Below are 22,063 nucleotides of genomic sequence, written 5' to 3'. Positions count from 1 at the left end.
AGCCATGATGCAGGTCATAGCCATCAGCCTCGGTGCCAGCATCGGCGCGCTCTCGCGCTGGCAGTTCAGCCTGTGGCTCAACCAGGGCCACGCCGTGTTGCCCTGGGGCACGCTCACGGCCAACTGGACCGGGGCCTGGCTGGTGGGGGTGGCGGTGGTGTTTTTCCAGAGTCAGACCCAACTGGACCCGGCCTGGCGTCTCGCCATCGTGACCGGCTTTCTGGGTGCGCTCACCACGTTTTCCACCTTCTCGGTGGAGGTGGTGAGCATGCTGCAGCACGGCCGCTGGCTGCTCGCCGCGGGCACCGCGTGCCTGCATCTCGTCGGCTCGCTGCTGCTCACGGTGCTCGGCATGAAGATGGCGGGCTGGTGGTGGTCCCCGGCCTGAGAGGCTGAGCCTGCGCCGCTGACGACGGCTAACGCGCCCAACCTTCCGGCACTGGGTGCGCAGACGCTCTCGGGCCACGGGCCCAGATTGGACGCCTCAGAACTTGCCGCTGAAGGCCGATCCTGATCCAGATTCGCAAGGGGCAAGCGCCCGTCCCCTTGGCGCGAGCGCAATGCGCCGAGCGCTTCCGGCGCCTCGTTCATGGACCCGGCTTTCCGCACGGAAGACCCATCCATCTAACGGCTGGCACCCCACCAGAACCACACATTGGCTCGGCTGGACCAGCTGAAATTGATCCATATCAATTTTCTTTAAATATTCACTACAAATGAATGATATCGGACTTATAGTCCGCGCATGCCCAGTTTTCAGCACCCCCAACAAGCCCGCCAGCGCTGGGTCTTGTTGTGCCTTCTGCTCTGCTGGGGAATCGTTTTTGCATCACCGCTGTTGACCCACCGTGGCATGACGGAGGTCTGCAGCGGCAGTGGCGTCAAGTGGGTCGATGCCGGCGACAGCCCGGACTCGGTGCCTGTCCCGACGCTGGATTGCGCGTTGTGCCTGCCGCCGTTCCTGCCCACGCCAACGGCCCACCCATCGTTCACCGGACGGCACACCCCCCACACGCTGACGGCTTGTGCCGAGCGCCGTGCGCACACCTCTCCCGCGGCCATGCCACCTCCTGCGCGTGGCCCACCCCTTTTCCAAACCCAAACCCAAAAGGTTCACACATGAAAAGCGACAGCAGCTTGCCCTCCAAAGACACCACCGCATGGGGTCGCCGACGTTTCCTGAACACCGCCGCACTGGCGGGACTGACGATGGGCGCCGCGGCCTGCACCGAAAAAGAATCCGGTGCCGCCAACGCCCCCGCCGCAGCGCCGGCCGCGGCCCCCGATGCCGCACACAGCAGCGCCAACACCACGCACCTCAAGCCCGGCGAACTCGACACCTACTACGGTCTGTGGAGCGGCGGCCACACCGGCGACATGCGCGTGCTCGGCCTGCCATCGGGTCGTGAACTCATGCGCATCCCCTGCTTCGTGCCCGACGCGCTGGTCGGCTGGGGCATCACCAACGAGTCCAAGAAGATCATGGGCACCAAGCCCGATGGCTCGCTGCGCTACACGGTGGGCGACTCGCACCACACGCACGCCTCCTACAAGGACGGCAACTACGACGGCCGCTACGCCTGGATCAACGACAAGATCAACGCCCGCATTGCGCGCATCCGTCTGGACTACTTCATCTGCGACAAGATCACGCAGTTGCCCAACGTCCAGGGCTTCCACGGCATCTTCCCCGACAAGGCCGACCCGGTGGATCCGGCGATCAACTACACCACGCGGGTGTTCTGCGGCGCCGAGTTCTCCATCCCGCTGCCCAACTCCGGTCTGGACGATGGTTCCAAGTACCGTTCGATGTTCACCTGCGTGGACGCCGAGAGCATGGAAGTGCGCTGGCAAGTGCTGATCGACGGCAACTGCGACCTGACCGCCACGTCCTACGACGGCAAGCTCGCGGCCACCAACCAGTACAACATCGAAATGGGCGTCACCTACGAAGACATGATGTCGTCCGAGCGCGATGCCTGCCTGTTCTTCAACATCGCCCGCATCGAAGCGGCGGTGAAGGCCGGCAAGTTCAAGACCGTGGGCACCTCCAAGGTGCCGGTGGTCGACGGCACACACGAGGCCAACCAGGACCCCACGACCGCGCTGACCGCCTATGTCTCCGTGCCCAAGAACCCGCACGGCGTCAACGCCAGCCCGGACGGCAAGTACTTCATCTGCGCCGGCAAGCTCTCGCCCACCGCCACCGTGATCGACCTGAGCAAGGTGCTCGAGTGGTTCGACGGCAAGCTGGAAAAGCTGGACGCGTCCATCGTGGCCGAAGTCGAGATCGGCCTGGGTCCTCTGCACACCGCCTTTGACGGTCGTGGCAACGCCTACACCACGCTGTTCCTGGACAGCCAGGTCGTGAAATGGAACGTGGACGCCGCGATCAAGTTCCACGCCGGTGACAAGACCGCCAACTACGTGGTCGATCGCATCGACGTGCAGTACCAGCCAGGCCACCTGAACGCCAGCCAGTCCGAAACCAGGGCCGCCGACGGCAAGTACCTGGCCGTGGGTTGCAAGTTCTCCAAGGACCGCTTCCTGCCGGTGGGTCCGCTGCACGCCGAAAACGAGCAGCTGATCGACATCTCGGGCGACAAGATGGTGCTGCTGGCCGACCACCCGGTGCGTGGCGAGCCGCACGACTTCATCATCTTCAAGCGCGAGCTGCTCCAGCCCAAGCAGGTCTATTCGCTCGACGAGTTTCCGCTGGCCATCAAGGATCCGAAAGAGTCCGGCGTGTTCCGCGACGGCAAGAAGGTCACGGTGAAGATGACGTCGCAGGCGCCGGCATTCAGCCTGCGCGAGTTCAAGCTCAAGAAGGGCGACGAGGTCACGCTGATCCTCACCAACCTCGACAAGATCGAAGACCTGACACACGGGTTCGCGATCCCCAACTACAACGTGAACTTCATCGTCAACCCGCAGGAGACGGCATCGGTCACGTTCATCGCCGACCAGCCGGGCGTGTTCTGGTGCTACTGCACGCATTTCTGCCACGCGCTGCACCTGGAGATGCGCACCCGCATGATCGTGGAGGCATGAGCGCAGCGCCGGGCCGACCCAAGCAAGCTCGCACCGGATTGCGCAGCATGAAGGTAGGCCCGTAGGCTTTCAAAACCTCCCCCCGGGGAGGTCCTGCTTTGCCGTGTCCGATGTCGGCGCCGTGTGGCGCTGGCACCGGACTCTGCCCCCCTGGACCCCAACGATGTCGATTGCACGCCTTTTCTCGGCCGCACTGACCGCCGCCGCCCTGTTGCTGACCACGCTCGGCAACGATGCCCAGGCACAAGCCTACGACGCCCATCTGCCCGCCGACCTGGCCACCAACCCGGACCTGTGCGCCCTCGTGCCGTGCACGGAGGTGTTCCCGGGCGCCCAGAGTTTTTCCCAGCGCATGGGCCAGCCCCCGTATGTGGAGGCCTATGGCGACGCCGACCCGCAGCAGCCGGGCAAGAAGACGCTGCTGGGCTACGTGATGCTCTCGACCGACATCACCGACATCCCGGCCTACTCCGGCAAGCCGGTGGTCACACTCATCGGCATGGACGCGCAGGGCCGCTATGTGGGCGTCAAGGTGCTCAAGCACTCCGAGCCCATCCTGCTGCTGGGCATCCCTGAAAAAGCCCTGGTCGATTTCAACCACCAGTACCTCGGCAAGTCGGTGGCCGACCAGATCGAAGTGGGGCCCTCGCGCCCCGACGAAAACGTGCTGGGCCTGGACGCCATCTCCGGCGCCACCGTGACCGTGATCGCGCAGAACCAGGTGATGCAGCTCTCGGGCTCGGCCGTGGCCCGCCAGGTCGGCATCATCGAACCCACGCGGCGCGACCCCGCCCGCTTCGTGGCGCGCCAGCAGCGCTACAGCTGGGCCGAGCTGGTCCAGATGGGCGCCGTGCAGACCCTGCGCGTCACGCCCGAACAGGTGGGCTTGCCGCGCGGCGACGTGCCCTTCATCGAACTCTGGTTCGGCGACCTCAACCACCCCGACATCGCCAGCAGCCTGCTGGGCGAACGCAGCTTCGCCAACCTGCGCGAGCGCCTGCAACCCGGTGAGAACGCGGTCTTCGTGGTGCGCACCGCGGGCGTGGAGTCGTTCAAGGGTTCCGGCTTCGTGCGCGGTGGCCTGTACGACCGCGTCCAGGTGAAACAGGGGGCCGACTCGTTCACCTTCCGCGACCTCGACTACGTCAACCTCTATGGCCTGCAGGCCGCGGGCGCGCCGGCCTTCAGCGAGTCGGCCATCTTCGTCATCCGGGCCGGCTCGTTCTCGGCGGCCTACCCCTGGAAACTGGCCTTCCTGGGCAACCGCGTGGACCGCGCCACCGGGCACCGCAGTTTCGCGAATTTCGAATCGAAGTACTGGCTGGCGGACAACCTGCTCGAAGGCGGGCGCCCGGTGGTCACCGAGCCCGACGCCCCCTGGGTGCGCATCTGGAAGTCGCGCGCCATCGAGATTGCCCTCTTTTGCGCCCTGCTGCTGGCGGTGGCCGTGGTCTATGGCCTGCGCGACCAGCTCACGCGGCGCTCGACCCACAAGAACAAATGGCCGGTCAACGCCTTCAAGTACTCGGCCTGGGCGCTCAGCATCGGATTCATCGGCTTCGGCCTCATGGCGCAGCCCTCCATCACCCAGGTGCTGACCTGGTTCCACGCCCTGCTGTTCCAGTGGACCTGGTCACTGTTCCTCTCCGACCCGTTCATCTTCGTCTTCTGGGTCTTCATCATCATCACCGTGTTCGTGTTCGGGCGCGGGTTGTTCTGCGGCTGGATGTGCCCTTTCGGCTCGCTCTCCGAAGCGCTCTACAAGGTGGGGCGCGTGATCGGCCTCAAGCGCTTCCAGACCAAGCTGCCGCAGGTCTGGCACGACCGGCTCAAGTGGCTGAAGTACGCCATCTTCTTCGGCCTGCTGGTGGTGTCCATGTTCTCCATGGGCCTGGCCGAGGTGCTGGCCGAGGTGGAGCCGTTCAAGACCACCTTCCTGGTCGGCCTCACGAACCGCAGCTGGCCCTACGGTCTGTTCGTGGTGGTGATCCTGGGCCTGTCGCTGTTCATCGAACGCCCCTACTGCAAGTACATCTGCCCGCTGGGTGCCTCGCTGGCCATGCCCAGCACCTTCCGCTGGTTCGGCCTGCAGCGCAAGCAGGACTGCAACAGCTGCAAGGCCTGCGCCGTGGGCTGCGGCGCGCAGGCGATCGACGCCGATGGCCGCATCGACCACCGCGAGTGCCTGCACTGCCTGGACTGCATGGTGCTCTACACCGACCAGAAGGGCTGCCCGCCGCTAGCCAAAGAGCGCAAGCGCCGCGAACGCGACGGCCTGCTCATCACGCCGATCGGACGCGACGGTTACTTCATCCCGATCCAACCGGTCTCGCCCGTCAGCGCCCGGGCCGCGCAGGGCCCCGATCCGCGCATGCCCACCGCGCCCGCCCAGCCCTGGCCCGGCGGCCGCGCCCCAGGCCTCAAAGGTCTGTGGCAGGAGGTGCAGCACCACCTGTGGCCCTGGAGCCGCGACGGCTGGAAGAACCAGCGCGCCCTGCAGTTCGCCGGGCTTTCGCTGGCCCTGGCCGCGAGCGTGGCCTGGCTGCTGGCGGCCGACGGCAGGCTGTCGGCCAGCGCCATCATCGGCTGGTGGTTCGGCTGGAGCGTCTACGAGGTGCTGATCCGCATGGCGGGCAAGCGCTACGTGAAGGATGGCCCGTGGTGGCAGGCGCGCTACCGCGTGGCGAACTGGATGGACATGCTCAGCTACGTCGGCTTCAAGAACCTGCTGATCGGCGCGACGCTGTTCCTCGCGCTCAAGACCCTGGGGCACCTGGCGTGAAGACCCACAGCTCCTGGTGCCAACGGCTGGCCTGCGTGTGGCTGCTGGGCCTGGCCCTGCCCGCGTGGTCCGCCGTGTGGCGGGTGGAGCCGGGCGGCGACATCCAGGCCACCGTGGCGCTGGCCGCCGCCGGTGACGTCGTGGAGGTGGCGCGCGGCTTCTACAGCGTGAACCTGCGCATCGACAAGCCCCTGACCCTGCGCGGCATGGACCGCCCCACCCTCAGCGGCGGCCAGCGTGGCGACACCATCCGCATCGCGTCGCCCGACGTGCTGATCGAAAACCTGATCGTGCGCGACTCGGGCACCAGCCTGAAGAGCCAGCACGCGGGCATCTACGTGCAGCCCGGTTCGCACCGCGCCGTGGTGCGGCGTTGCGACCTGACCTACAACCTCTTCGGCCTGTGGATCGAAAAGGCCAACGGCGTGCGCGTCGAACACAACCGCATCACCGGCCTGCGCGACCTCAACTCATCGCAGCGCGGCAACGGCATCCAGCTCTACAACACGCAGGGCGCGCGCATCACCGGCAACGACATCAGCTTCGTGCGCGACGCGCTGTACGTCGACGTGTCGCACAACGCCGAGTTCCGCGGCAACCGGCTGCACCACAGCCGCTACGGCTCGCACTACATGAACTCGTACCACAACCTGTGGGAAGACAACGACAGCTACTACAACCGCGGCGGCCTGGCCCTGATGGAGGTGCGCGACCAGGTGGTGCGCGGCAACCGCACCTGGGGCAACTCCGACCACGGCATCATGCTGCGCACCCTGCAGGACTCGGTGATCGAAAACAACGTGGTGGCCGGCAACGCCCGCGGCTTCTTCATCTACGACGTCGAGTTCGTGACCCTGCGCAACAACCTGGTGGTGGACAACCACGTCGGCGTGCACCTCTCGGCGGGGTCCACGCGCAACCAGGTGGTGGGCAACGACTTCATCGGCAACCGGGAGCAGGTGCGCTACGTCGGCGCGCGCGACGAACCCTGGGGCCACCCCAAGCCCGGCCAGGGCAATTACTGGAGCAACTACCTGGGCTGGGACCGCGACGGCAACGGCATCGGCGACCTGTCCTACGAAGCCAACGACCTGGTGGACCGCCTGCAGTGGCGCCACCCTTCCATTCAACTGTTGCTGGGCAGCCCCGCCGTGCAGGCCCTGCGCGTGCTGGGACACCAGTTCCCCGTGCTGCGCGTGCCCAGCGTGATCGACCCCCATCCGGCCATGGCGCCGAAACACCCCAACTGGAGCACCTGGCGTGACAAGTATTTCCGCTGAAGCCCTGCACCTGGAGGGCGTCACCAAACCCTACGGCAACCGGCGTGCGCCGCTGCTGGCGCTGGACAACGTGAGCCTGCAAGTGCCGCGCGGCCAGCTCTTCGGCCTGATCGGCCACAACGGCGCGGGCAAGAGCACCCTCTTCAAGCTCGTGCTCGGCCTCATCACCCCCAGCCAGGGCCGCATCCAGGTCAACGGCTGCGCGGTGAACGGCCCCGACTTCCGCACCACCCGGCGTGCCCTGGGCTACCTGCCCGAGAACCTGGTGCTGTACGACAACCTCACCGGGCTGGAGACGCTGCGCTTCTTCGCGCGCCTCAAAGGGGCACCGCAGACGCAGTGCGCCGCCCTGCTGGATCGCGTCGGCCTGACCCGGGCTGGCGGGCGCGCGGTGCGCGAGTACTCCAAGGGCATGCGGCAACGGCTCGGTTTTGCCCAGGCCCTGCTGGGCGCCCCCCAGCTGCTGCTGCTCGACGAACCCACCACCGGCCTGGACCCGTCGGCGATCCGCGACTTCTACGACCAGCTCGACCTGCTGCGCTCGCAGGGCGTGACCCTGGTCATCAGCTCGCACATCCTGGCCGAATTGCAGCAGCGCGTCGATGCCCTGGCCATGCTCAGCAACGGCCGCGTGTGTGCGCAGGGCACGGTGCAGGCGCTGCGCGAGCGCTCGCGCATGCCCCTGGTCTTCCAGCTGCGCGCCGCGCCGACCTGGCTGCAGACCCTGGCCACCGAACTGCCCGGGCAACTGGCCGGCGCCGAGATCGCGCTGCAGCTGCGCGAACCCGGCCTCTTGGAACTGCGCTGCCCCCGCGAACACAAGATGCGGGTGCTGGCCTGGCTGGCCAACGCGGAGCTGAGCGATCTGCAGATCCACGAACCCTCGCTGGAGGACGTGTACTTCGGCCTGAGGGAGGCACCATGAACGTTTCATTGCAGTGGCGCCAGGTGCAGGCGGTGGCCGCCAAGGAATTCCGTGACCGGCTGCGCAACCGCTGGGTGCTGGCCGTGGCCGTGGTCTTCACCGTGTTCTCGCTGCTCATCACCTACTTCGGCGCGGCCGCGCAGGGGCAGATCGGCCCGCGCTCGATCGAGCTGACCATCGCCAGCCTGGTCAGTCTGGTGATCTACCTGATCCCGCTGATCGCGCTGCTGCTCGGCTTCGACGCCATCGTCGGCGAGCGCGAGCGCGGCTCACTCGACCTGCTGCTGGCCCTGCCCATCACGCGGCTGGAACTGCTGCTGGGCAAGTACCTCGGGCTCGCGGGTGCGCTGACGCTGTCCACCGTGTCAGGCTTTGCACTGGTGGCCCTGCTGCTGTACCAGCGCTTCAGCTGGGCCGGCCTGTACCACTACGCCGGCTTCGTGCTCAGCTCGGTGCTGCTGGGGCTGGCGTTCCTGAGCCTGGCCGTGCTGCTGTCGGTGCTGGCCCGCGACCGCACCCGCGCCTCGGGCCTGGCCATCGCGCTGTGGTTCGCGCTGGTGCTGGTGTTCGACCTGCTGCTGCTGGGCTTGCTGGTGGCCACCGGCGGCCAGGTCGGCGGCGACTCCGTCGCCTACCTGCTGCTGCTGAACCCGGCCGACATCTTCCGCATCCTCAATGTGTTTTCGCTCGACGACGTGCAGCGCCTGTATGGCCTGGCCAGCATCCTGCCCCCGGCGCTCAGCCAGGTGGGCTGGCTCAGCAGCGCCATGCTGGCCTGGATCGTCGCACCCCTGGCCCTGGCTTCCTGGAGATTCCGACCATGAACACCCCTTCCAACGTCACCCTGAACCGGCGGCGCCTGCTGTGCGGCTGCGCCGGCCTGGCCACCCTCAGCCTGCTGGGCTGCGGCCAGAGCGGCGATGCCACCTCCGACGCCCCGGCCGAGATCGACGCCCAGTCCAGTTGCTCGCTGGACGGCATGCAGTTGTCTGACTACCCCGGTCCCAAAGGCCAGATCCGCTACGCCGGCGTGGCGGAGGTGCAGTGGTTCTGCGATTCGGTGGAATTGCTGTCGGTGCTGCTGGCGCCCGAGCAGGTGCGCGCGGTGGTGTCGGTGCACGTGCAGGACATGGGCCAGGCCGACTGGGACCAGCCCCGCGGGCACTGGATCGACGCGCGCCAGGCGCTCTACGTGCTGGGCAGCAAACGCCACGGTTCCATGGGCCCCACGGCCGCCAGCTTTGCCGCCGAAGCCGAGGCCCAGGCCTTCGTGCAGCAACACGGCGGCCGCCTGCTGCGCTACGCCGACATCAAACCCGAAATGGTGGATCTCAGCGGTGGCGCCCTGCACGACACCCGCATGTGATGCCGCCGCGCCACGCCACGCCGTCATCGGTCTGTCGTTGTCAGAACTCAATTAATTATTCATATAAAATGAACATTAAAATCCAACCCACCCCTTTCACCACCTCACGCAAGGACGCCCCATGAACGCCAAGAACCTTCTCCTGATCCTGGGCTGTAGCGCGGCCCTGATGGCCTGCGGCGAAAAGCCCGCCGACACCGGTGCGGCGCCGGCGGCTCCCGCCCCGGTGGCCGCTGCGCCCGCCCCGGTGGCCGCTGCGCCCGCGCCGGCCCCGGAACCCACACCGGCCCCCGTGGCCGAGAACGCCGTGGGCAAGAAGGTCTATGGCTCGGTGTGTTCCATGTGCCACGCCGCCAACGTGGCCGGCGCACCCAAGCCCGGCGACAAAGCCGACTGGGGCCCGCGCATTGCGCAAGGCAACGACACGCTCTACAAGCACGCCATCGAAGGTTTCACCGGGGCCAAAGGCATGATGCCCGCACGCGGCGGTGGCAGCACCCTCACCGACGACGAACTGAAGGCCGCCGTGGATTACATGGTCGCCCAGTCGCTCTGAACCCACCCGGCTGCACCATGACGTACCTGCTCCAACGCCGTCAGTGCCTGGCCGGGCTGGGCGGCCTGCTCGTGGCCGGCCTGGGCATGCACCCGGCGCTGGCCAGCCCCGCCGTCCACCGCGCGTCCCGCGTCCTGATGGGCACGCGGGTGGACATCGTGGCGCAAAGCGACAACCCCGGCGCCACGGCGGCCGCCGTGCAGGCGGCCTTTGCGGAAATGCAGCGCCTCGAACGCATGATGAGCCGCTACCGCGCCGACAGCCTGGTGAGCGCGATGCACCGCAGCGCGGGCCAAGGCTTGGTGCAGACGCCACCTGAACTGGTCGCGGTGCTGCAGCGTGCCGCCGAGCTGTCCCGGCTCAGCGAGGGCGCTTTCGACATCACCGTGGGGGCGTACCACGGCTGGTCCTTCGATCCGCAGGATGCCCGCGTGCCCGCACCGGAAGACCTGCGCCGCGAACGCCGGCTGGTGGATTTCCGCGATGTGTTGATTCACCCCGCGACGGGCCAGGCCGGCCTGAGCCGCCCGGGCATGCGCATCGACCTGGGGGGCGTGGCCAAACTGCCCATCCTGCAGGCGGGCCTGCGCGTGCTCGAACAACACGGCCTGCGCCACGCCATGGTCAATGGCGGTGGTGACGTGCTCACGCGCGGCCAGCTCCAGGGCCAGGACTGGCGCGTTGGCATCCGCGACCCGCGGGCTCCCGAGCGGTTGATCGGTACCGTGCAAGTGCGCGACGCCTGCGTGGCCTCGTCCGGTGACTACGAGCGCTGCTTCGTGCACAACGGCCACCTCTACCACCATGTGCTGGACCCGCGCACGGGCATGCCCAGCCGCGGCATGCGGGGCGTGGTCACGGTGTCGCACCAGACCGATCGCGTCAACGGCCTGGGGGCCTCGATCATGGTGGCGGGCGCCGCTGCTGGACAACACCTGCTTGCGCCCCTGCGCGGGGTGGACAGCCTGATGGTGGACGCCAGCGCCCAGGTCCTGACCACGGGACGCATGGTCGAACGCCTGCAAGGGGCCTGAAAACGGCCCCGGCGCTGCTTCAACCGGTCTTGGCCTGCTTCGGTTTTCGCGACGCCGCGGGCTTGGCCGGGTGAGCGACCTTGGTGGCGTCGGGCAAGGCCTTTTTCGGTCTGGCCAGCGAAGCAAACTGAATGGGAATGAGGTGGGGCAACTGCCCCGCAGGCCCCTTGCCTGACGCCTTTGGCGCGAGCAAGTCGGCCAGCGTGATGCCATCCAGCACGTCGAAGAAGCCCTGCATCGCCTTGTGCAAGGAATCCTTGAGGCGGCAATAGCCATCGAGGCGGCAGGTGTTGGTCTTGCGGTCAAAACACTCCACCAGCGTCATATCGGTTTCGGTCTGGCGGATGACTTCGCCCAGGGTGAGCTCCCCGGCCGGCTTGAGCAAGCGCAGACCACCGCCCCGACCCCGCGTGGTCGCGATCCAGCCGCACGCGGCAAGGATCATGGCGATCTTGGTGAGATGGCTGCGCGAAATGCCGTGCGCCTCGGCGATCTCGTTCACCGTTGGCGGATGCTCGCGCCCTTCACAAGCTGCGCAATACATCAGCATGCGCAAGCTGTAGTCGGTCCATTGGGTGAGTCGCATGGGGTCATCTGCCTGTCAGAAGAATGGGCGTTCGAGAATGGGTCACTGTACCGTCAAAACAGCGAGCGCCAGACGCGTTGCATCAAGGCGGCAGGGCCGTGGTCACGGAGTCCACCTTGCAGATGACAGCGCCTGCGGGACCCGGGCCCGCGGCAAGGCCAGCCGACCAGGCCCTCAGCCTTTGAGGAGGGCTCCGGTGCCGTCCTGCACCTGCACGTTGATCGCAATGCCCTGGCGCACGCTCATCGAAACGGTGCAGAACTCCTCGAACTGGGCGAGCACGCGGTCCAGGTGTTCGATGTCGGCCGCGGCCTGCCCAAGCTCCAGTTTCACGTTGATACCCATGATGCGCAGGCGCTTGTTTTCATTGCGCCCGACCTCGGCCGTGGCGGTCGCCTTGAGGGCGCCCGGATCCTGTTTGAACTTCTGCAACGAAAACAGCAGGCTGGCGCTCAGGCAGTTGGCCACCGCGGCCAGCAGCATGTGGTCGGGCGCCGGGCCTGCGCCCAGCCCCAGCGGCGCGGGTTCGTCGGCCAGCAGCTGCGGGATGGCGGCGCCGAAGTCCACCAGAAACTGGTAGCCCGACTGGCGGGTGATGGTCACGCTGGCGTTTTCGCTCATGGGAGTTCCTGAAGAGTGCGACCGCTGGACACGGGGCCGACGGTCGAGGGTTTCCGATAGGGGGCACAGGCCGCCAGATTGACAAAGGTCAAATCCCGATCTGCGGTCAATTTCCATATTAACAAACTCCCAGGGGTATCAAAACAACCGGAGCCATTCACCCGCAGGAGACACCCATGTCCGAGACCCTGCAACCCGACCCGCGGGTCGAAACCGAGCGCCGACGCGTCCTGGCCGGTCTGGCCGCCGCGGGCATCAAGCCGCCGGCCTGCACGGCATCAAACACCGGCGACTATCTGCCCATGGTGTCGAGTGGATGACGGAGCGGGTGGCCGATTCCGATCCGGAAGACAACGAGGTCCTCACCGACAGGGGCAAGGCCGTGGCCTGCGACTTCCTGATCCTCGCGACCGGCCTGGCACTGAACTGCGCCGGCACCGAAGGCATGGACACCGCGCGCATCGGCCAGAACGGCATCGGCAGCATCTGCCACAGCCCGCAGGCCGCCACCGCCACCTGGCAGGCCATGTCGGTGTTCGCAGAAAAGGGCGGTCTTCGCTTTTTTCAGCGACATCGCGTAAGGGATATGTCGCTTTTTCCGGGTACCGTCACAGGTTTGACCGAAAATGGCCCCTGCACCGAACGATTGAACCTGCGCGCCCGACGACGGGCGCCGGCCGATGCCGGTTCATATTTGACAAATCCGTGAAAAAAACAGTGTCATGGACCGGGTAAGCTTGGGCCGTACATTCGAAAGCTGACTATGAGACGATTGGAAGATTTCCGCCTGAAGATGGGCCGCCAGGAAATGGTGCCCATCATGATCGGCGGCATGGGGGTGGACATTTCCTCTGCCGACCTGGCACTGGAAGCCGCCCGCCTGGGCGGTGTCGGGCACATCTCCGACGCCATGATCAAGACGGTGACCGACCGCCGCTACAAGACCAAGTTCGTCAAGGCCAAACAGGCCATGTACAAGTACAACATGGCCTCGGAGGACAAGTCCGCCATCAAGTTCAACCTGGACGATCTGGCCGAAGCGACACGGCTGCATGTCGAACACACCATGGCCCGCAAAACGGGGCCTGGCCAGGTGTTCATCAACTGCATGGAAAAGCTGACGATGAACGCGCCCAAGGAGACGCTCAAGGTGCGCATGAGTTCCGCGCTGGACGCGGGCATCGACGGCATCACGCTCGCCGCCGGCCTGCATCTTGGCTCGTTCGCGCTGATCGAGGACCACCCGCGTTTCCGCGACGCCAAGCTCGGCATCATCGTCAGCTCGCTGCGCGCGCTGCAGCTGTTCCTGAAGAAAAACAGCCGCCTGAACCGCCTGCCCGATTACGTGGTCGTTGAAGGCCCGCTGGCCGGCGGCCACCTGGGCTTCGGCATGGACTGGGCGCAGTACGACCTGGCCACCATCGTGGCCGAGATCCTGGCCTGGATGAAGGCCGAGCAGCTCGACATCCCGGTCATCCCCGCCGGCGGTATCTTCACCGGCAGTGACGCCGTGCGCTTCATGGAGATGGGCGCCTCGGGCGTGCAGGTGGCCACGCGCTTCACCGTCACCAAAGAATGCGGCCTGCCCGACGACATCAAGCAGGAGTACTTCAAGGCCAACGAAGACGACATCGAGGTCAACGAGATCTCGCCCACGGGCTACCCGATGCGCATGATCAAGAGCAGCCCCGGCATCGGCGACGGCATCCGCCCGAACTGCGAGGCCTACGGCTACCTGCTCGATGCCAACGGCAAGTGCGCCTACGTCACGGCCTACAACCGGGAAGTGGCGGCGCACCCCGATGAAAAGCGCATCAAGGTCATGGACAAGACCTGCCTGTGCACCCACATGCGCAACTTCGACATCTGGACCTGCGGCCAGCTCACCTGGCGTCTGAAAGACACCACCGTGCGCAACGCCGACGGCAGCTTTCAGCTGCTCAGCGCCGAACACGTGTTCAAGGACTACCAGTTCAGCACCGGTAACCGGGTTTCGCTGCCCGAGCCGGAAGCCGTGCCCGCCTGAACCCGGGTCTCGACCGCTCCAAAGACAAAGGCCGCTCGCAGCGGCCTTTGTCTTTTTCAGTGCACCGCGCAAGGCCACGCCCTGCGCAGCGCTCAACCACCCCCGCGCTGCATGTACAGGTCGAAGCGCTTCATGAAGGCGAAGCGCTGTGCCGCGTCCAGTCCGCTGAAGGCGAAGTTCACACGCAGCACCGGCATGCGCATCAGCGCGATCACGCGCGGCGGCATGACCTGCCAGCGGAGCTGCAGCGCGCCGGGGGCGATATCCACCCGGGCTGATCCACCATCAAGCTGCCAGGGGCAACTGCCGATGGCCGCGGGCAGCCAGCCCAGCCACTCGGTTTCGGTGCAGCCCATGTCGCGCTCGAAGGTCTCAGCGTAGCTTGACTGCACGTCAGCGTTCCCGCAACGCGGACCCCGGTCCAAACCGGGGCGAAGGGTCTGACCCGGAGACACCGCCGGCCTGGCTTTGCCATACGGCTGGTGTCGCCCCCTGGAGGGGTTCGCGCGCAGCGCGGCGGGGGTGTTTCATCAATCAACCGCCCGCGATGGGCGGCCAGATGGCCAGCACGTCGCCTTCGGCCAGCGTCGCGGTCATGCGTTTTTCAGGCTCCACGTATTTGCCGTTGACCAGCACCAGGTGCACCAGCTTCGGCGGCAGGCCAAAGGGTTCGATGATCTGGCTGATGGGCGCAGCCGGACTCACGTCCAGCTCGACGAGGTTGCTGCGACGTGCCTCGGCGGGCAGGTAGTCCGTCAGGGTGGCGAAGAGCTTGAACGTGATTTTCATGGATGTGATTTTCCCATTCCGGGCTGCGCCGCGTCAGCGGCGCCGGGTATCGCCCCTGACGGAGCGGCGGAATGGACTCAGCGGCGGCGGTCGTCGGCAGCGCCGCTCCACTGCCCCTGCCCCTGCGCGCTGGCGAGGTAGGCGTCCATCAGCCTGGTCGGGTCGGCCATCAGCGTGTCCTTCCATTCGCCCAGGTGCACCTGCCCTTCCACCAGGCCCCGCATGACGCCCACGTGGTCGGTCCAGCCCACGCTGTTGCAACCGACCATGAGGTCGTCCTTGAACTGCAGGCTCAGGTGGCGGCCCGACTTCTCGTCGGTCAGCTCCACGTGTTCGCCACCCGGCAGGCCTTCCCAGTTGCCAAAGCTGGTGGAGATCATGCCCAGCGTGTCGAGCACGTTGATCTGCGTCACGCCTTTCAGCTCGGCGGTCTGACCCACCATGTTGAGCGCGGCCACGCGGGCCTGCTCGGCGGCGTTGGGCTGGATGGCGCTGACGATGGTCTTGCCACTGACCTTGTCGAAGGCCTCGGCGCAGTCGCCGGCGGCGTAAATGCCGGGCACGTTGGTCTGCAGGTGTTCGTCGGTCAGCACGCCGACCAGGCAGCGCACGCCGCTGTTTTCCAGGAAGCCGATGTTGGGCTTGACGCCGGTGGCGCTGATGACCAGATCGGCCTCCAGGCGGTCACCGGTGGACAGGCGCACCTGCATCTTGCCGTTGGATGCGTTCGACGACCCGATACCCACCACCTGCGCGATCTTGCCCAGCAGGCCGGGCTCTGCACCGTCACCGCGCTCGATCGCCTCGACCCGCGCGCCGGTGAAGACCTTCACGCCCTTTTTCTGGCACCAGTCCTTGATCATGCCGCCCGCGGTGGGGCCCATCATGCGGGGCACCATGCGGTCGCCCATCTCGACGACGGACAACTCCACGCCGCGTTGCTGCAGCGATTCCATGATGATGCAGCCGATGAAGCCGGCGCCCATCTGCAGCACCTTGGCACCGGGCTTGGCCAGGTTGGCGATGGCACGCGCGTCGGCCAGCGTCCAGCAGCTGTGCACGCCCGGGCCGTCAATGCCGGGAATCGGCGGCGTCGCGGGCGATGAGCCGGTGGCGATGAGCAGCTTGTCGAAGTGCAGCGTGTTGCCGTCGCTCAGCCCGATGCAACGGTTGGCCAAGTCCAGCTGCTTGGCGCGAACGCCGCGCAAGACCTTGATGTTCAGCGCCTCGAAGTGGCCGGCCGTGTGGCGCAGGTGCGTGCCCTCCTCGCCGACCTTGCCGATCAGCAGGTAGGGAATCGCCATGCGCGAGTACGGCGCTTCGTTTTCGTCACCGATGACGGTGATGCGGTCGTGGGGCGCGTGCTTGCGGATGGTCTCGGCCGCGATGACACCGGCCGGGCCGGCGCCGAGGATGACGTGGTGGGTCATGAAAGTGTTCTCCAAAAGAAAGAAGCGGCCGCAGGGGACCGCTTCTTTGATGTCCCCGATGCGAAAGATCAGAGGCTCAAGCGTGCCTTGGTCTCGGCGGTCGGGCGGCCTTCGGGGTCCCAGCCACGCGCGGCGTAGTACTTGGGCAGCATCTCGGGCAGCTTGCTGACCATGCCCTTGGAGGCACCGGTCTTGGCCGCTTCGGTCAGCAGGCGCTTGGGCAGGCTGTCGTCCTTGGCGGTGAAGCCGGCGGCGTTGTTGAATTCGCGCTCCATGTTCCAGATGCGCTCACCGATCTTCTCCAGCTCTTCGGTGGTGAACTCTTCGTTGCACGCGGCCTGCAGCTGCGGCGCCAGATCGGCCACGCCCCAGGCGAAGGTGGTGAACACACACAGGCCCGACGAGTCGAACGCGGCGGTGGCGTCCTGGAACGCCTTCACCAGTTCCGGCTTGCCTTCGCTCTCGACCGGATCGGTCTTGACCGGAATGCCCAGCACTTCCGACGCGATGGTGTAGCCACGCAGGTGGCAGGCGCCGCGATTGGACGTGGCGTAAGCCAGGCCGATGCCCTGGATCGCGCGACCGTCGTAGGCCGGGAATTCCTGGCCCTTGACGCTCATCGACAGATCGGGGTGGCCGTATTTTTCGGTCAGGCGTTTGGAACCCTGGCCGATCTCCTTGCCGAAGCCTTCGCCCTTGGCGGTGATCTCGGCGAAGTGGGCCAGCGCCTGCGCCGAGCCGAACTTGGCGTCGATGCCGAGCTGCTCCGCGGTGAGCACGCCCATTTCGTAGAGCTCCATCACCGCGCCCACGGTGGCGCCGAAGCTGATCGGGTCGAAGCCCTCTTCGTTGCACAGCATGTTGGCGTATTGCAGCGCTTCGAGATCGTTCACGCCGTTGGCCGCGCCCAGCGCCCAGGCCGCTTCGTACTCCAGACCGCCGTTGGCGCCCCAGTACTGCGGCTTGTTGGCCACGGTGAAGTGGCCTTCGTCCATCTTGCTGATGCGCCCGCAGGCGATGGTGCAGCCGAAGCAGGCCTGGTTGGTCACCAGGTGCTTCTTGCCGTCGCTCTCTCGCGGCGTGGCCATGGCTTCGGCCGAAATGTCTTTGGCGCCTTCGAACTGCACGTCGCGGTGGTTGCGCGTGGGCAATGCACCCATCTCGTTGATCACGTTCATCAGCACCTGCGTGCCGTAGGCCGGCAGGCCCTGGCCCGTCACGGCGTTTTCGGCCAGGATCTTCTTCTTCTCGAAGGTGACTTTCATGAAGGCCTTCGGATCGCGGATGTTGCCCACGCCCTTGGTGCCGCGCACGGCGATCGCCTTCAGGTTCTTGCTGCCCATGACGGCGCCCACGCCCGAGCGGCCGGCCGCGCGGTGCAGGTCGTTGACCACGGCGGCGTACAGCACACCGTTTTCGCCCGACTTGCCGATGCTCGACACGCGCAGCAGCGGGTCCTGCAGACCGGTCTTGAGCATCTCTTCGGTCTTCCACACGCTCTGGCCCCAGAGGTGCGAAGCGTCGCGCAGTTCGGCGTCGTCGTCGTTGATGTAGAGGTAGACCGGCTTGTCCGACTTGCCTTCAAAAATGATCATGTCCCAGCCGGCCATCTTGAGCTCGGCGCCCCAGTAGCCGCCCGAATTCGAGCAGGCGATGGCGCCGGTCAGCGGGCCCTTGGTGATGACGGTGTAGCGCCCGCCCGTGGAGGCCATGGTGCCGGTCAGCGGGCCGGTGGCCCAGATGATCTTGTTGTCCGGTGACAGCGGATCGACCTTGGGGTCGATCTCGCTGATCAGGTATTTGCTGCCGAGGCCGCGCGAACCGAGGTAGGAACGCGCCCACTCCATGTTCAGCGGTTCGGATTTGACGGTGCCCGCGGTCAGGTTGACGCGGAGGATTTTTCCAGCCCAAGACATGTTGTGCTCCTTGAATGGGTTGGGGGGATCAGGCGGCAGCGGACGGCTGGTTGCCCAGCTTGTCGGCCCACTGTTTCATCTTGTCGATGCCGGTCCAGTTGGCGTCCACAAACGTGATCGCGGCGGTCGGGCAGGCTTCGGCGCAGGCCGGCTCGCCACCGCAGAGGTCGCACTTCTGGACCTTGCCGGTTTCCTGCACGTAGTTGATGGTGCCGAACGGGCAGGCGATGGTGCAGACCTTGCAGCCCACGCAGGTGGTTTCGTTCACCACCTTGGCGCCGGTCATCTTGTCCACGGTGATCGCCTCGACCGGGCAGGCGTGCAGGCACCAGGCCTCGTCGCACTGCGTGCAGGTGTAGGGGACTTTCTTGCCGGTGTGGTGGAAATCGAAGACCTTGATGCGGGACTTCGAGGTGGCGTAGGTGCCGTAGTTCTCGAACGAGCAGGCCATTTCGCACTGCAGGCAGCCGGTGCATTTGTCCGGGTTGATGTGCAGGACTTTCTGCATGAGGTTCTCCTGTGGGGGTGCGGCGCCACTTGTGCTGCGCCATGCTTATGAAAAGATTTGCCTAGCCATTGTTGGTGGGCTGTTCCACTTTGTGGTCAGGGTTATCCCTCATTCGCTCCACCGCACCCGCGGAAATTCTCAAAATGAAACACCGCAGCCGTTGGCATACTTGATGCTGTCTGTGGCGTGGCAGACAAAAATTTGAACAAAAACGAGACACTCCCATGAGCATCCGCCAGCCCCCCCAGGCAGCCAGCAACACGTCCGACCGGCTGACCCTCATCGAGCACGCGCGCCAGGCGGTGTTCCAGAGCGACGGCATGGCCGCCGCAGCCCGGCTGGAACCCTGGATCGAACGTTCCTGGCGGCGCTGTCTGGCGCAAGGCCTGCAGCCCGACCAGCGCCTGGCTTTCGACCCGGTGTCGAGCGTGGCCATGCGCCGCGTGATCGAGGCCAACCAGCCGCTGCTGCGCGCGGCAGCACCGGTCATCCAGCAGCTCGCACGCGCCATGGCCGACACCCGCTACTTCGCCATCCTCACCGATGCCCAGGGCGTGGTGATCGATGTCAATGGCCCGATCGACCACCACAACCGCCTCGCACACCTGATCGCCCGCGTGGGCGTGGACCTGTCGGAGCAGGCCGTGGGCACCACCGCCATCGGCGCCACACTGGCCGAGCAGCAGCCCGTGTGGCTGCACCGCGGCGAACACTTCTTTGACGACACCAGCGCCTACAGTTGCGCCGGCGCCCCGCTGTTCGGGCCCGATGGCCGCTGTGTCGGCATGCTGGACCTGACCGGCATCAACGTGCCCGAACGCCCGGCCCTCAAACACCTGGTCACCCAGTCGGCGCTGAGCATCGAGAACGCGCTCACACTGGCGCAGCCGCACCACCTGCTGCTGCGCCTGAACTGGCCCGGCCGCTCGCCCGGCGAAGAGAGCGACGGTCTGGTGTGCCTGGATGCCGATGGCCGCATCAGCGGCGCCAACCGCGCGGCGGCCGACATGCTGACCCTGCCCGCCGGCGCGCCCTGGCCACATTGCAGCGACGTGATCGCCGTGCCACCCGACAGCCTGTTCGATGCCGCCCGCGCGCAACGCGGTGCTGTCGAGCTGCCCCTGTGGTCGGGCCTGCGCCTGCAGGTGCTCGCGCGCCTGAACGACGGGCGCGCCGGCACGGCCGCCTCGCAGCGACCGCTCAGAACCAGCGTGCCGCTGAAAGACGTGGAAACCGCACTCATCCGCCGCGCGGTGGAAGAAGCGCGCGGCAACGTGATGGAAGCCGCCCGCGTGCTCGGCATCAGCCGGGCCACGGTGTACCGAAAAATCGGACGGAGGTAGCCCCCCCTGCGCCGCTTCGCGGCTTCCCCCCAGGGGGACCACGCCCTTGGACCGGCAGAGCCGAGGTACTGGCCCCACCCCCGTCGCTTGTTCGCTTCGCGTAACCGCTCCGCCCCTCAAGGGGCAACGCGAGTGGCCCGGCAAAGCCGGTTCCACCGCGTTCTGGGTTGAGGCACATCGCGCCGGTTGGGTCCTTTGCGATGCGGCAGTTTGCTCCCGTGAGCCCACAGCCTCTCCGGAGCGCGTGCATCAGCCCAGCACACGCCGAAGATCCGGCTCTGCCGGTCCAAGGGCGTGGTCCCCCTGGGGGGAAGCCGCGCAGCGGCGCAGGGGGGAACCTGTCAAGGCGCGGTCAGCGTCATCCCGTGCTGCTGGAAAATCTTCAGCAACTCACCGCTCTCGCGCAGTGACTTGAGTGCCGCTTCCAGCGCCAGGCCCAGCTCTTTGTGGCCCGACTTGATCGCCATGCCCACGGGCCAGCCGGTGTCGGCGATGCCGTTGTTGAAGTTGAGCTTGGTGATGCGGAAATGCGTGGCGCTGCCCGGGTTGCGCGACAGCACCGACTCGGCCTGTGCGCGTGTCACGAGGGCCGCCGCCGCTTTGCCGTCCACCGCGGCCTGGACCGCTTCGGTGCCGGTGTTGAAGATCGACACCTGGTTGCGCAACAGGCCACCGCCGTAGCCCATGAGCACGCTGGCCGCACCCGCGCCGCGCTCGGCGGCGAGCTGCACGCCCTTGAGGTCTTCGGGCACCGCGGCATCGGCCAGTTTGCGCGTGTCGTGCACCAGCACCACCGACTCCCGCATGTACGGCGCCATGATCATCACCTGCGGGTTCTTCTGTGCGAGGTACTTGTCGGCCGGCACATGCAGCATCAGGTCGGCCGGGCCATAGCCCAGGTAGTGGCCTTTCCAGACCATGTTGCGCAGGTCGTCGCCCATGTTCTCGCCGGCATCAAAGGGCAGCAGCGAGAGCTTCAGGCTCATCTGGCGAGCCAGTGCTTCCGCCAGCGCCACATCCAGTCCTTTCATGTCGGCCGCCGCGCCATCGGAAAACGGCGCGTTGTCCTTGTACACAGCCACCTTCAACATGCCGTTGGCACGGATGCGGGCCAGGTCGGTCAGCTCGGTCTGCGCATACACCGAGTAGTGCCCGGCGACCAGTGGCATCAGCACGGCCAGCGTCTGCCGGCGGGTCAGGCCGCGGGTCACGGGCGGGAGTTCCTGAAAGCTTTTCGAAACGGACGGCATGGTGTGTTGTCTCTCTTGTGGTTGTGGGCGTGGCGACGGGGCGGATCAGGGCTCGCGACGGGTCTCGATGTAGGTGCGGATCGCCCACACCGCTTCCTGCGTCAGTGTGCCCTCAAAGGGGGGCATGTAGACACGGCCATCGCGCACACGGCCACGCCGCACGGTGGAGATGAAGTAGTCGTCCATCTCCTTGAAGCAGGCGGCCTTCTTGGCCTCATCAGCCAGGCCGGTGCAGTCGCCATCGAGCTTGCGCAGGTCGGGCGAAATGCCACCGGAGATGGCTTCCAGTCCGTGGCAGCGCGCGCAGTTCTGGTTGTAGGCCGAGGTACCGATGCGCAGGGCTTCCTTGCGGGCCGGACTCTCTTCGTTATAGGGGTTGGCGTCCAGCCACTTGGCGCCGAGCTGCGGCAACGTGGTGGTGTCCACGCTTTGCGGTACCACGTCGCCGTGGGCCATGACGGCGGCGGCCACCAGACCACTGGCCGCCAGGGCCAGGACACGCAGCGTGGTGCGAGAAGGTTTCTTGAAGAGTGAGGCTTTCATGGGGGATGTCTCCTGTTGTCAAAGGGTTTCCACCCCCAATCAGCAATATGCGGGCCA

22 protein-coding genes are annotated in these 22,063 nt (G+C 66.4%); 13 read left to right on the top strand and 9 right to left on the bottom strand.

Features of this window, described 5'->3' with window-relative positions; all coding sequences use genetic code 11:
- The first annotated feature begins 4 nt into the window (after positions 1 to 4).
- The 9 genes from crcB to ACN5W5_RS01660 all read left to right on the top strand — a co-directional run bounded on the left by crcB (position 5) and on the right by ACN5W5_RS01660 (position 10,994).
- On the top strand, positions 5 to 388 hold the full coding sequence (crcB, locus tag ACN5W5_RS01700; RefSeq protein ID WP_420046873.1) for a fluoride efflux transporter CrcB: 384 nt from the start codon (positions 5 to 7) through the stop codon (positions 386 to 388).
- Between the two features lie 731 nt (positions 389 to 1,119).
- A complete protein-coding gene (gene nosZ / locus ACN5W5_RS01695; RefSeq protein WP_420046872.1) occupies positions 1,120 to 3,051 on the top strand; it encodes a TAT-dependent nitrous-oxide reductase in 1,932 nt (643 codons plus the stop codon).
- A 163-nt stretch (positions 3,052 to 3,214) separates the two neighbouring features.
- A complete protein-coding gene (locus tag ACN5W5_RS01690; protein WP_420046871.1) occupies positions 3,215 to 5,833 on the top strand; it encodes a 4Fe-4S binding protein in 2,619 nt (872 codons plus the stop codon).
- A gap of 74 nt (positions 5,834 to 5,907) precedes the next feature.
- Complete coding sequence (locus tag ACN5W5_RS01685) at positions 5,908 to 7,113, top strand: nitrous oxide reductase family maturation protein NosD (protein ID WP_420047421.1); 1,206 nt, start codon at positions 5,908 to 5,910, stop codon at positions 7,111 to 7,113.
- Positions 7,094 to 8,038: an ABC transporter ATP-binding protein gene (locus ACN5W5_RS01680; RefSeq protein ID WP_420046870.1), complete on the top strand. Its 945-nt coding sequence runs from the start codon at positions 7,094 to 7,096 to the stop codon at positions 8,036 to 8,038. The genes ACN5W5_RS01685 and ACN5W5_RS01680 overlap by 20 nt, the downstream gene beginning before the upstream one ends.
- Positions 8,035 to 8,862 (top strand): ABC transporter permease, encoded by an 828-nt coding sequence (locus ACN5W5_RS01675; RefSeq protein WP_420046869.1) that lies wholly within the window; start codon positions 8,035 to 8,037, stop codon positions 8,860 to 8,862. The genes ACN5W5_RS01680 and ACN5W5_RS01675 overlap by 4 nt, the downstream gene beginning before the upstream one ends.
- Positions 8,859 to 9,404, top strand: coding sequence for a nitrous oxide reductase accessory protein NosL (locus tag ACN5W5_RS01670; RefSeq protein ID WP_420046868.1), 546 nt, complete (start codon positions 8,859 to 8,861; stop codon positions 9,402 to 9,404). The genes ACN5W5_RS01675 and ACN5W5_RS01670 overlap by 4 nt, the downstream gene beginning before the upstream one ends.
- A 121-nt stretch (positions 9,405 to 9,525) precedes the next feature.
- Positions 9,526 to 9,960: a c-type cytochrome gene (locus ACN5W5_RS01665; protein ID WP_420046867.1), complete on the top strand. Its 435-nt coding sequence runs from the start codon at positions 9,526 to 9,528 to the stop codon at positions 9,958 to 9,960.
- A gap of 17 nt (positions 9,961 to 9,977) precedes the next feature.
- Positions 9,978 to 10,994, top strand: a complete 1,017-nt coding sequence (locus ACN5W5_RS01660; RefSeq protein WP_420046866.1) for an FAD:protein FMN transferase — start codon at positions 9,978 to 9,980, stop codon at positions 10,992 to 10,994.
- Positions 10,995 to 11,013: 19 nt separating this feature from the next.
- Here ACN5W5_RS01660 and ACN5W5_RS01655 read toward each other — a convergent pair whose 3' ends face one another.
- Positions 11,014 to 11,580, bottom strand: coding sequence for an Rrf2 family transcriptional regulator (locus ACN5W5_RS01655; RefSeq protein WP_420046865.1), 567 nt, complete (start codon positions 11,578 to 11,580; stop codon positions 11,014 to 11,016).
- A gap of 174 nt (positions 11,581 to 11,754) precedes the next feature.
- A complete protein-coding gene (locus ACN5W5_RS01650; protein WP_420046864.1) occupies positions 11,755 to 12,201 on the bottom strand; it encodes an OsmC family protein in 447 nt (148 codons plus the stop codon).
- A 176-nt stretch (positions 12,202 to 12,377) separates the two neighbouring features.
- On the opposite strand from ACN5W5_RS01650, the gene ACN5W5_RS01645 reads away from it, so the two are divergent.
- The 3 genes from ACN5W5_RS01645 to ACN5W5_RS01635 are packed head-to-tail and all read left to right on the top strand — an operon-like array spanning position 12,378 to position 14,227.
- Positions 12,378 to 12,521: a hypothetical protein gene (locus tag ACN5W5_RS01645; RefSeq protein ID WP_420046863.1), complete on the top strand. Its 144-nt coding sequence runs from the start codon at positions 12,378 to 12,380 to the stop codon at positions 12,519 to 12,521.
- 8 nt (positions 12,522 to 12,529) lie between these two features.
- Positions 12,530 to 12,910, top strand: coding sequence for a hypothetical protein (locus tag ACN5W5_RS01640; protein WP_420046862.1), 381 nt, complete (start codon positions 12,530 to 12,532; stop codon positions 12,908 to 12,910).
- A 54-nt stretch (positions 12,911 to 12,964) separates the two neighbouring features.
- Positions 12,965 to 14,227, top strand: coding sequence for a nitronate monooxygenase (locus tag ACN5W5_RS01635; protein ID WP_420046861.1), 1,263 nt, complete (start codon positions 12,965 to 12,967; stop codon positions 14,225 to 14,227).
- Positions 14,228 to 14,319: 92 nt separating this feature from the next.
- Here ACN5W5_RS01635 and ACN5W5_RS01630 read toward each other — a convergent pair whose 3' ends face one another.
- From ACN5W5_RS01630 to ACN5W5_RS01610, 5 genes are all read right to left on the bottom strand, one after another.
- Entirely contained in the window at positions 14,320 to 14,619 is a 300-nt protein-coding gene (locus tag ACN5W5_RS01630; RefSeq protein ID WP_420046860.1) for a hypothetical protein, read from the bottom strand.
- Between the two features lie 142 nt (positions 14,620 to 14,761).
- Complete coding sequence (locus ACN5W5_RS01625) at positions 14,762 to 15,016, bottom strand: MoaD/ThiS family protein (protein ID WP_177137973.1); 255 nt, start codon at positions 15,014 to 15,016, stop codon at positions 14,762 to 14,764.
- A gap of 77 nt (positions 15,017 to 15,093) precedes the next feature.
- Complete coding sequence (locus tag ACN5W5_RS01620) at positions 15,094 to 16,446, bottom strand: NAD(P)/FAD-dependent oxidoreductase (RefSeq protein ID WP_420046859.1); 1,353 nt, start codon at positions 16,444 to 16,446, stop codon at positions 15,094 to 15,096.
- A 68-nt stretch (positions 16,447 to 16,514) separates the two neighbouring features.
- Complete coding sequence (locus tag ACN5W5_RS01615) at positions 16,515 to 18,362, bottom strand: aldehyde ferredoxin oxidoreductase family protein (RefSeq protein WP_420046858.1); 1,848 nt, start codon at positions 18,360 to 18,362, stop codon at positions 16,515 to 16,517.
- 28 nt (positions 18,363 to 18,390) lie between these two features.
- Positions 18,391 to 18,870: a 4Fe-4S dicluster domain-containing protein gene (locus ACN5W5_RS01610; protein ID WP_177137979.1), complete on the bottom strand. Its 480-nt coding sequence runs from the start codon at positions 18,868 to 18,870 to the stop codon at positions 18,391 to 18,393.
- A gap of 224 nt (positions 18,871 to 19,094) precedes the next feature.
- On the opposite strand from ACN5W5_RS01610, the gene ACN5W5_RS01605 reads away from it, so the two are divergent.
- On the top strand, positions 19,095 to 20,213 hold the full coding sequence (locus ACN5W5_RS01605) for a helix-turn-helix domain-containing protein (RefSeq protein WP_420046857.1): 1,119 nt from the start codon (positions 19,095 to 19,097) through the stop codon (positions 20,211 to 20,213).
- Positions 20,214 to 20,554: 341 nt separating this feature from the next.
- On the opposite strand, the gene ACN5W5_RS01600 is transcribed toward ACN5W5_RS01605, so the two are convergent.
- Together ACN5W5_RS01600 and pedF are read right to left on the bottom strand one after the other, a co-directional pair.
- A complete protein-coding gene (locus ACN5W5_RS01600; RefSeq protein WP_420046856.1) occupies positions 20,555 to 21,424 on the bottom strand; it encodes a substrate-binding periplasmic protein in 870 nt (289 codons plus the stop codon).
- 84 nt (positions 21,425 to 21,508) lie between these two features.
- Positions 21,509 to 22,006: a cytochrome c-550 PedF gene (gene pedF, locus ACN5W5_RS01595; RefSeq protein WP_420046855.1), complete on the bottom strand. Its 498-nt coding sequence runs from the start codon at positions 22,004 to 22,006 to the stop codon at positions 21,509 to 21,511.
- Positions 22,007 to 22,063: the final 57 nt, after the last annotated feature.

This window comes from Hydrogenophaga sp. ZJX-1 (assembly GCF_048590325.1).
Classification (GTDB): domain Bacteria; phylum Pseudomonadota; class Gammaproteobacteria; order Burkholderiales; family Burkholderiaceae_C; genus Hydrogenophaga.
The sequence above is the reverse complement of the archived record's forward strand: the minus strand, read 5'-3'. Positions and strand labels throughout refer to the sequence as shown.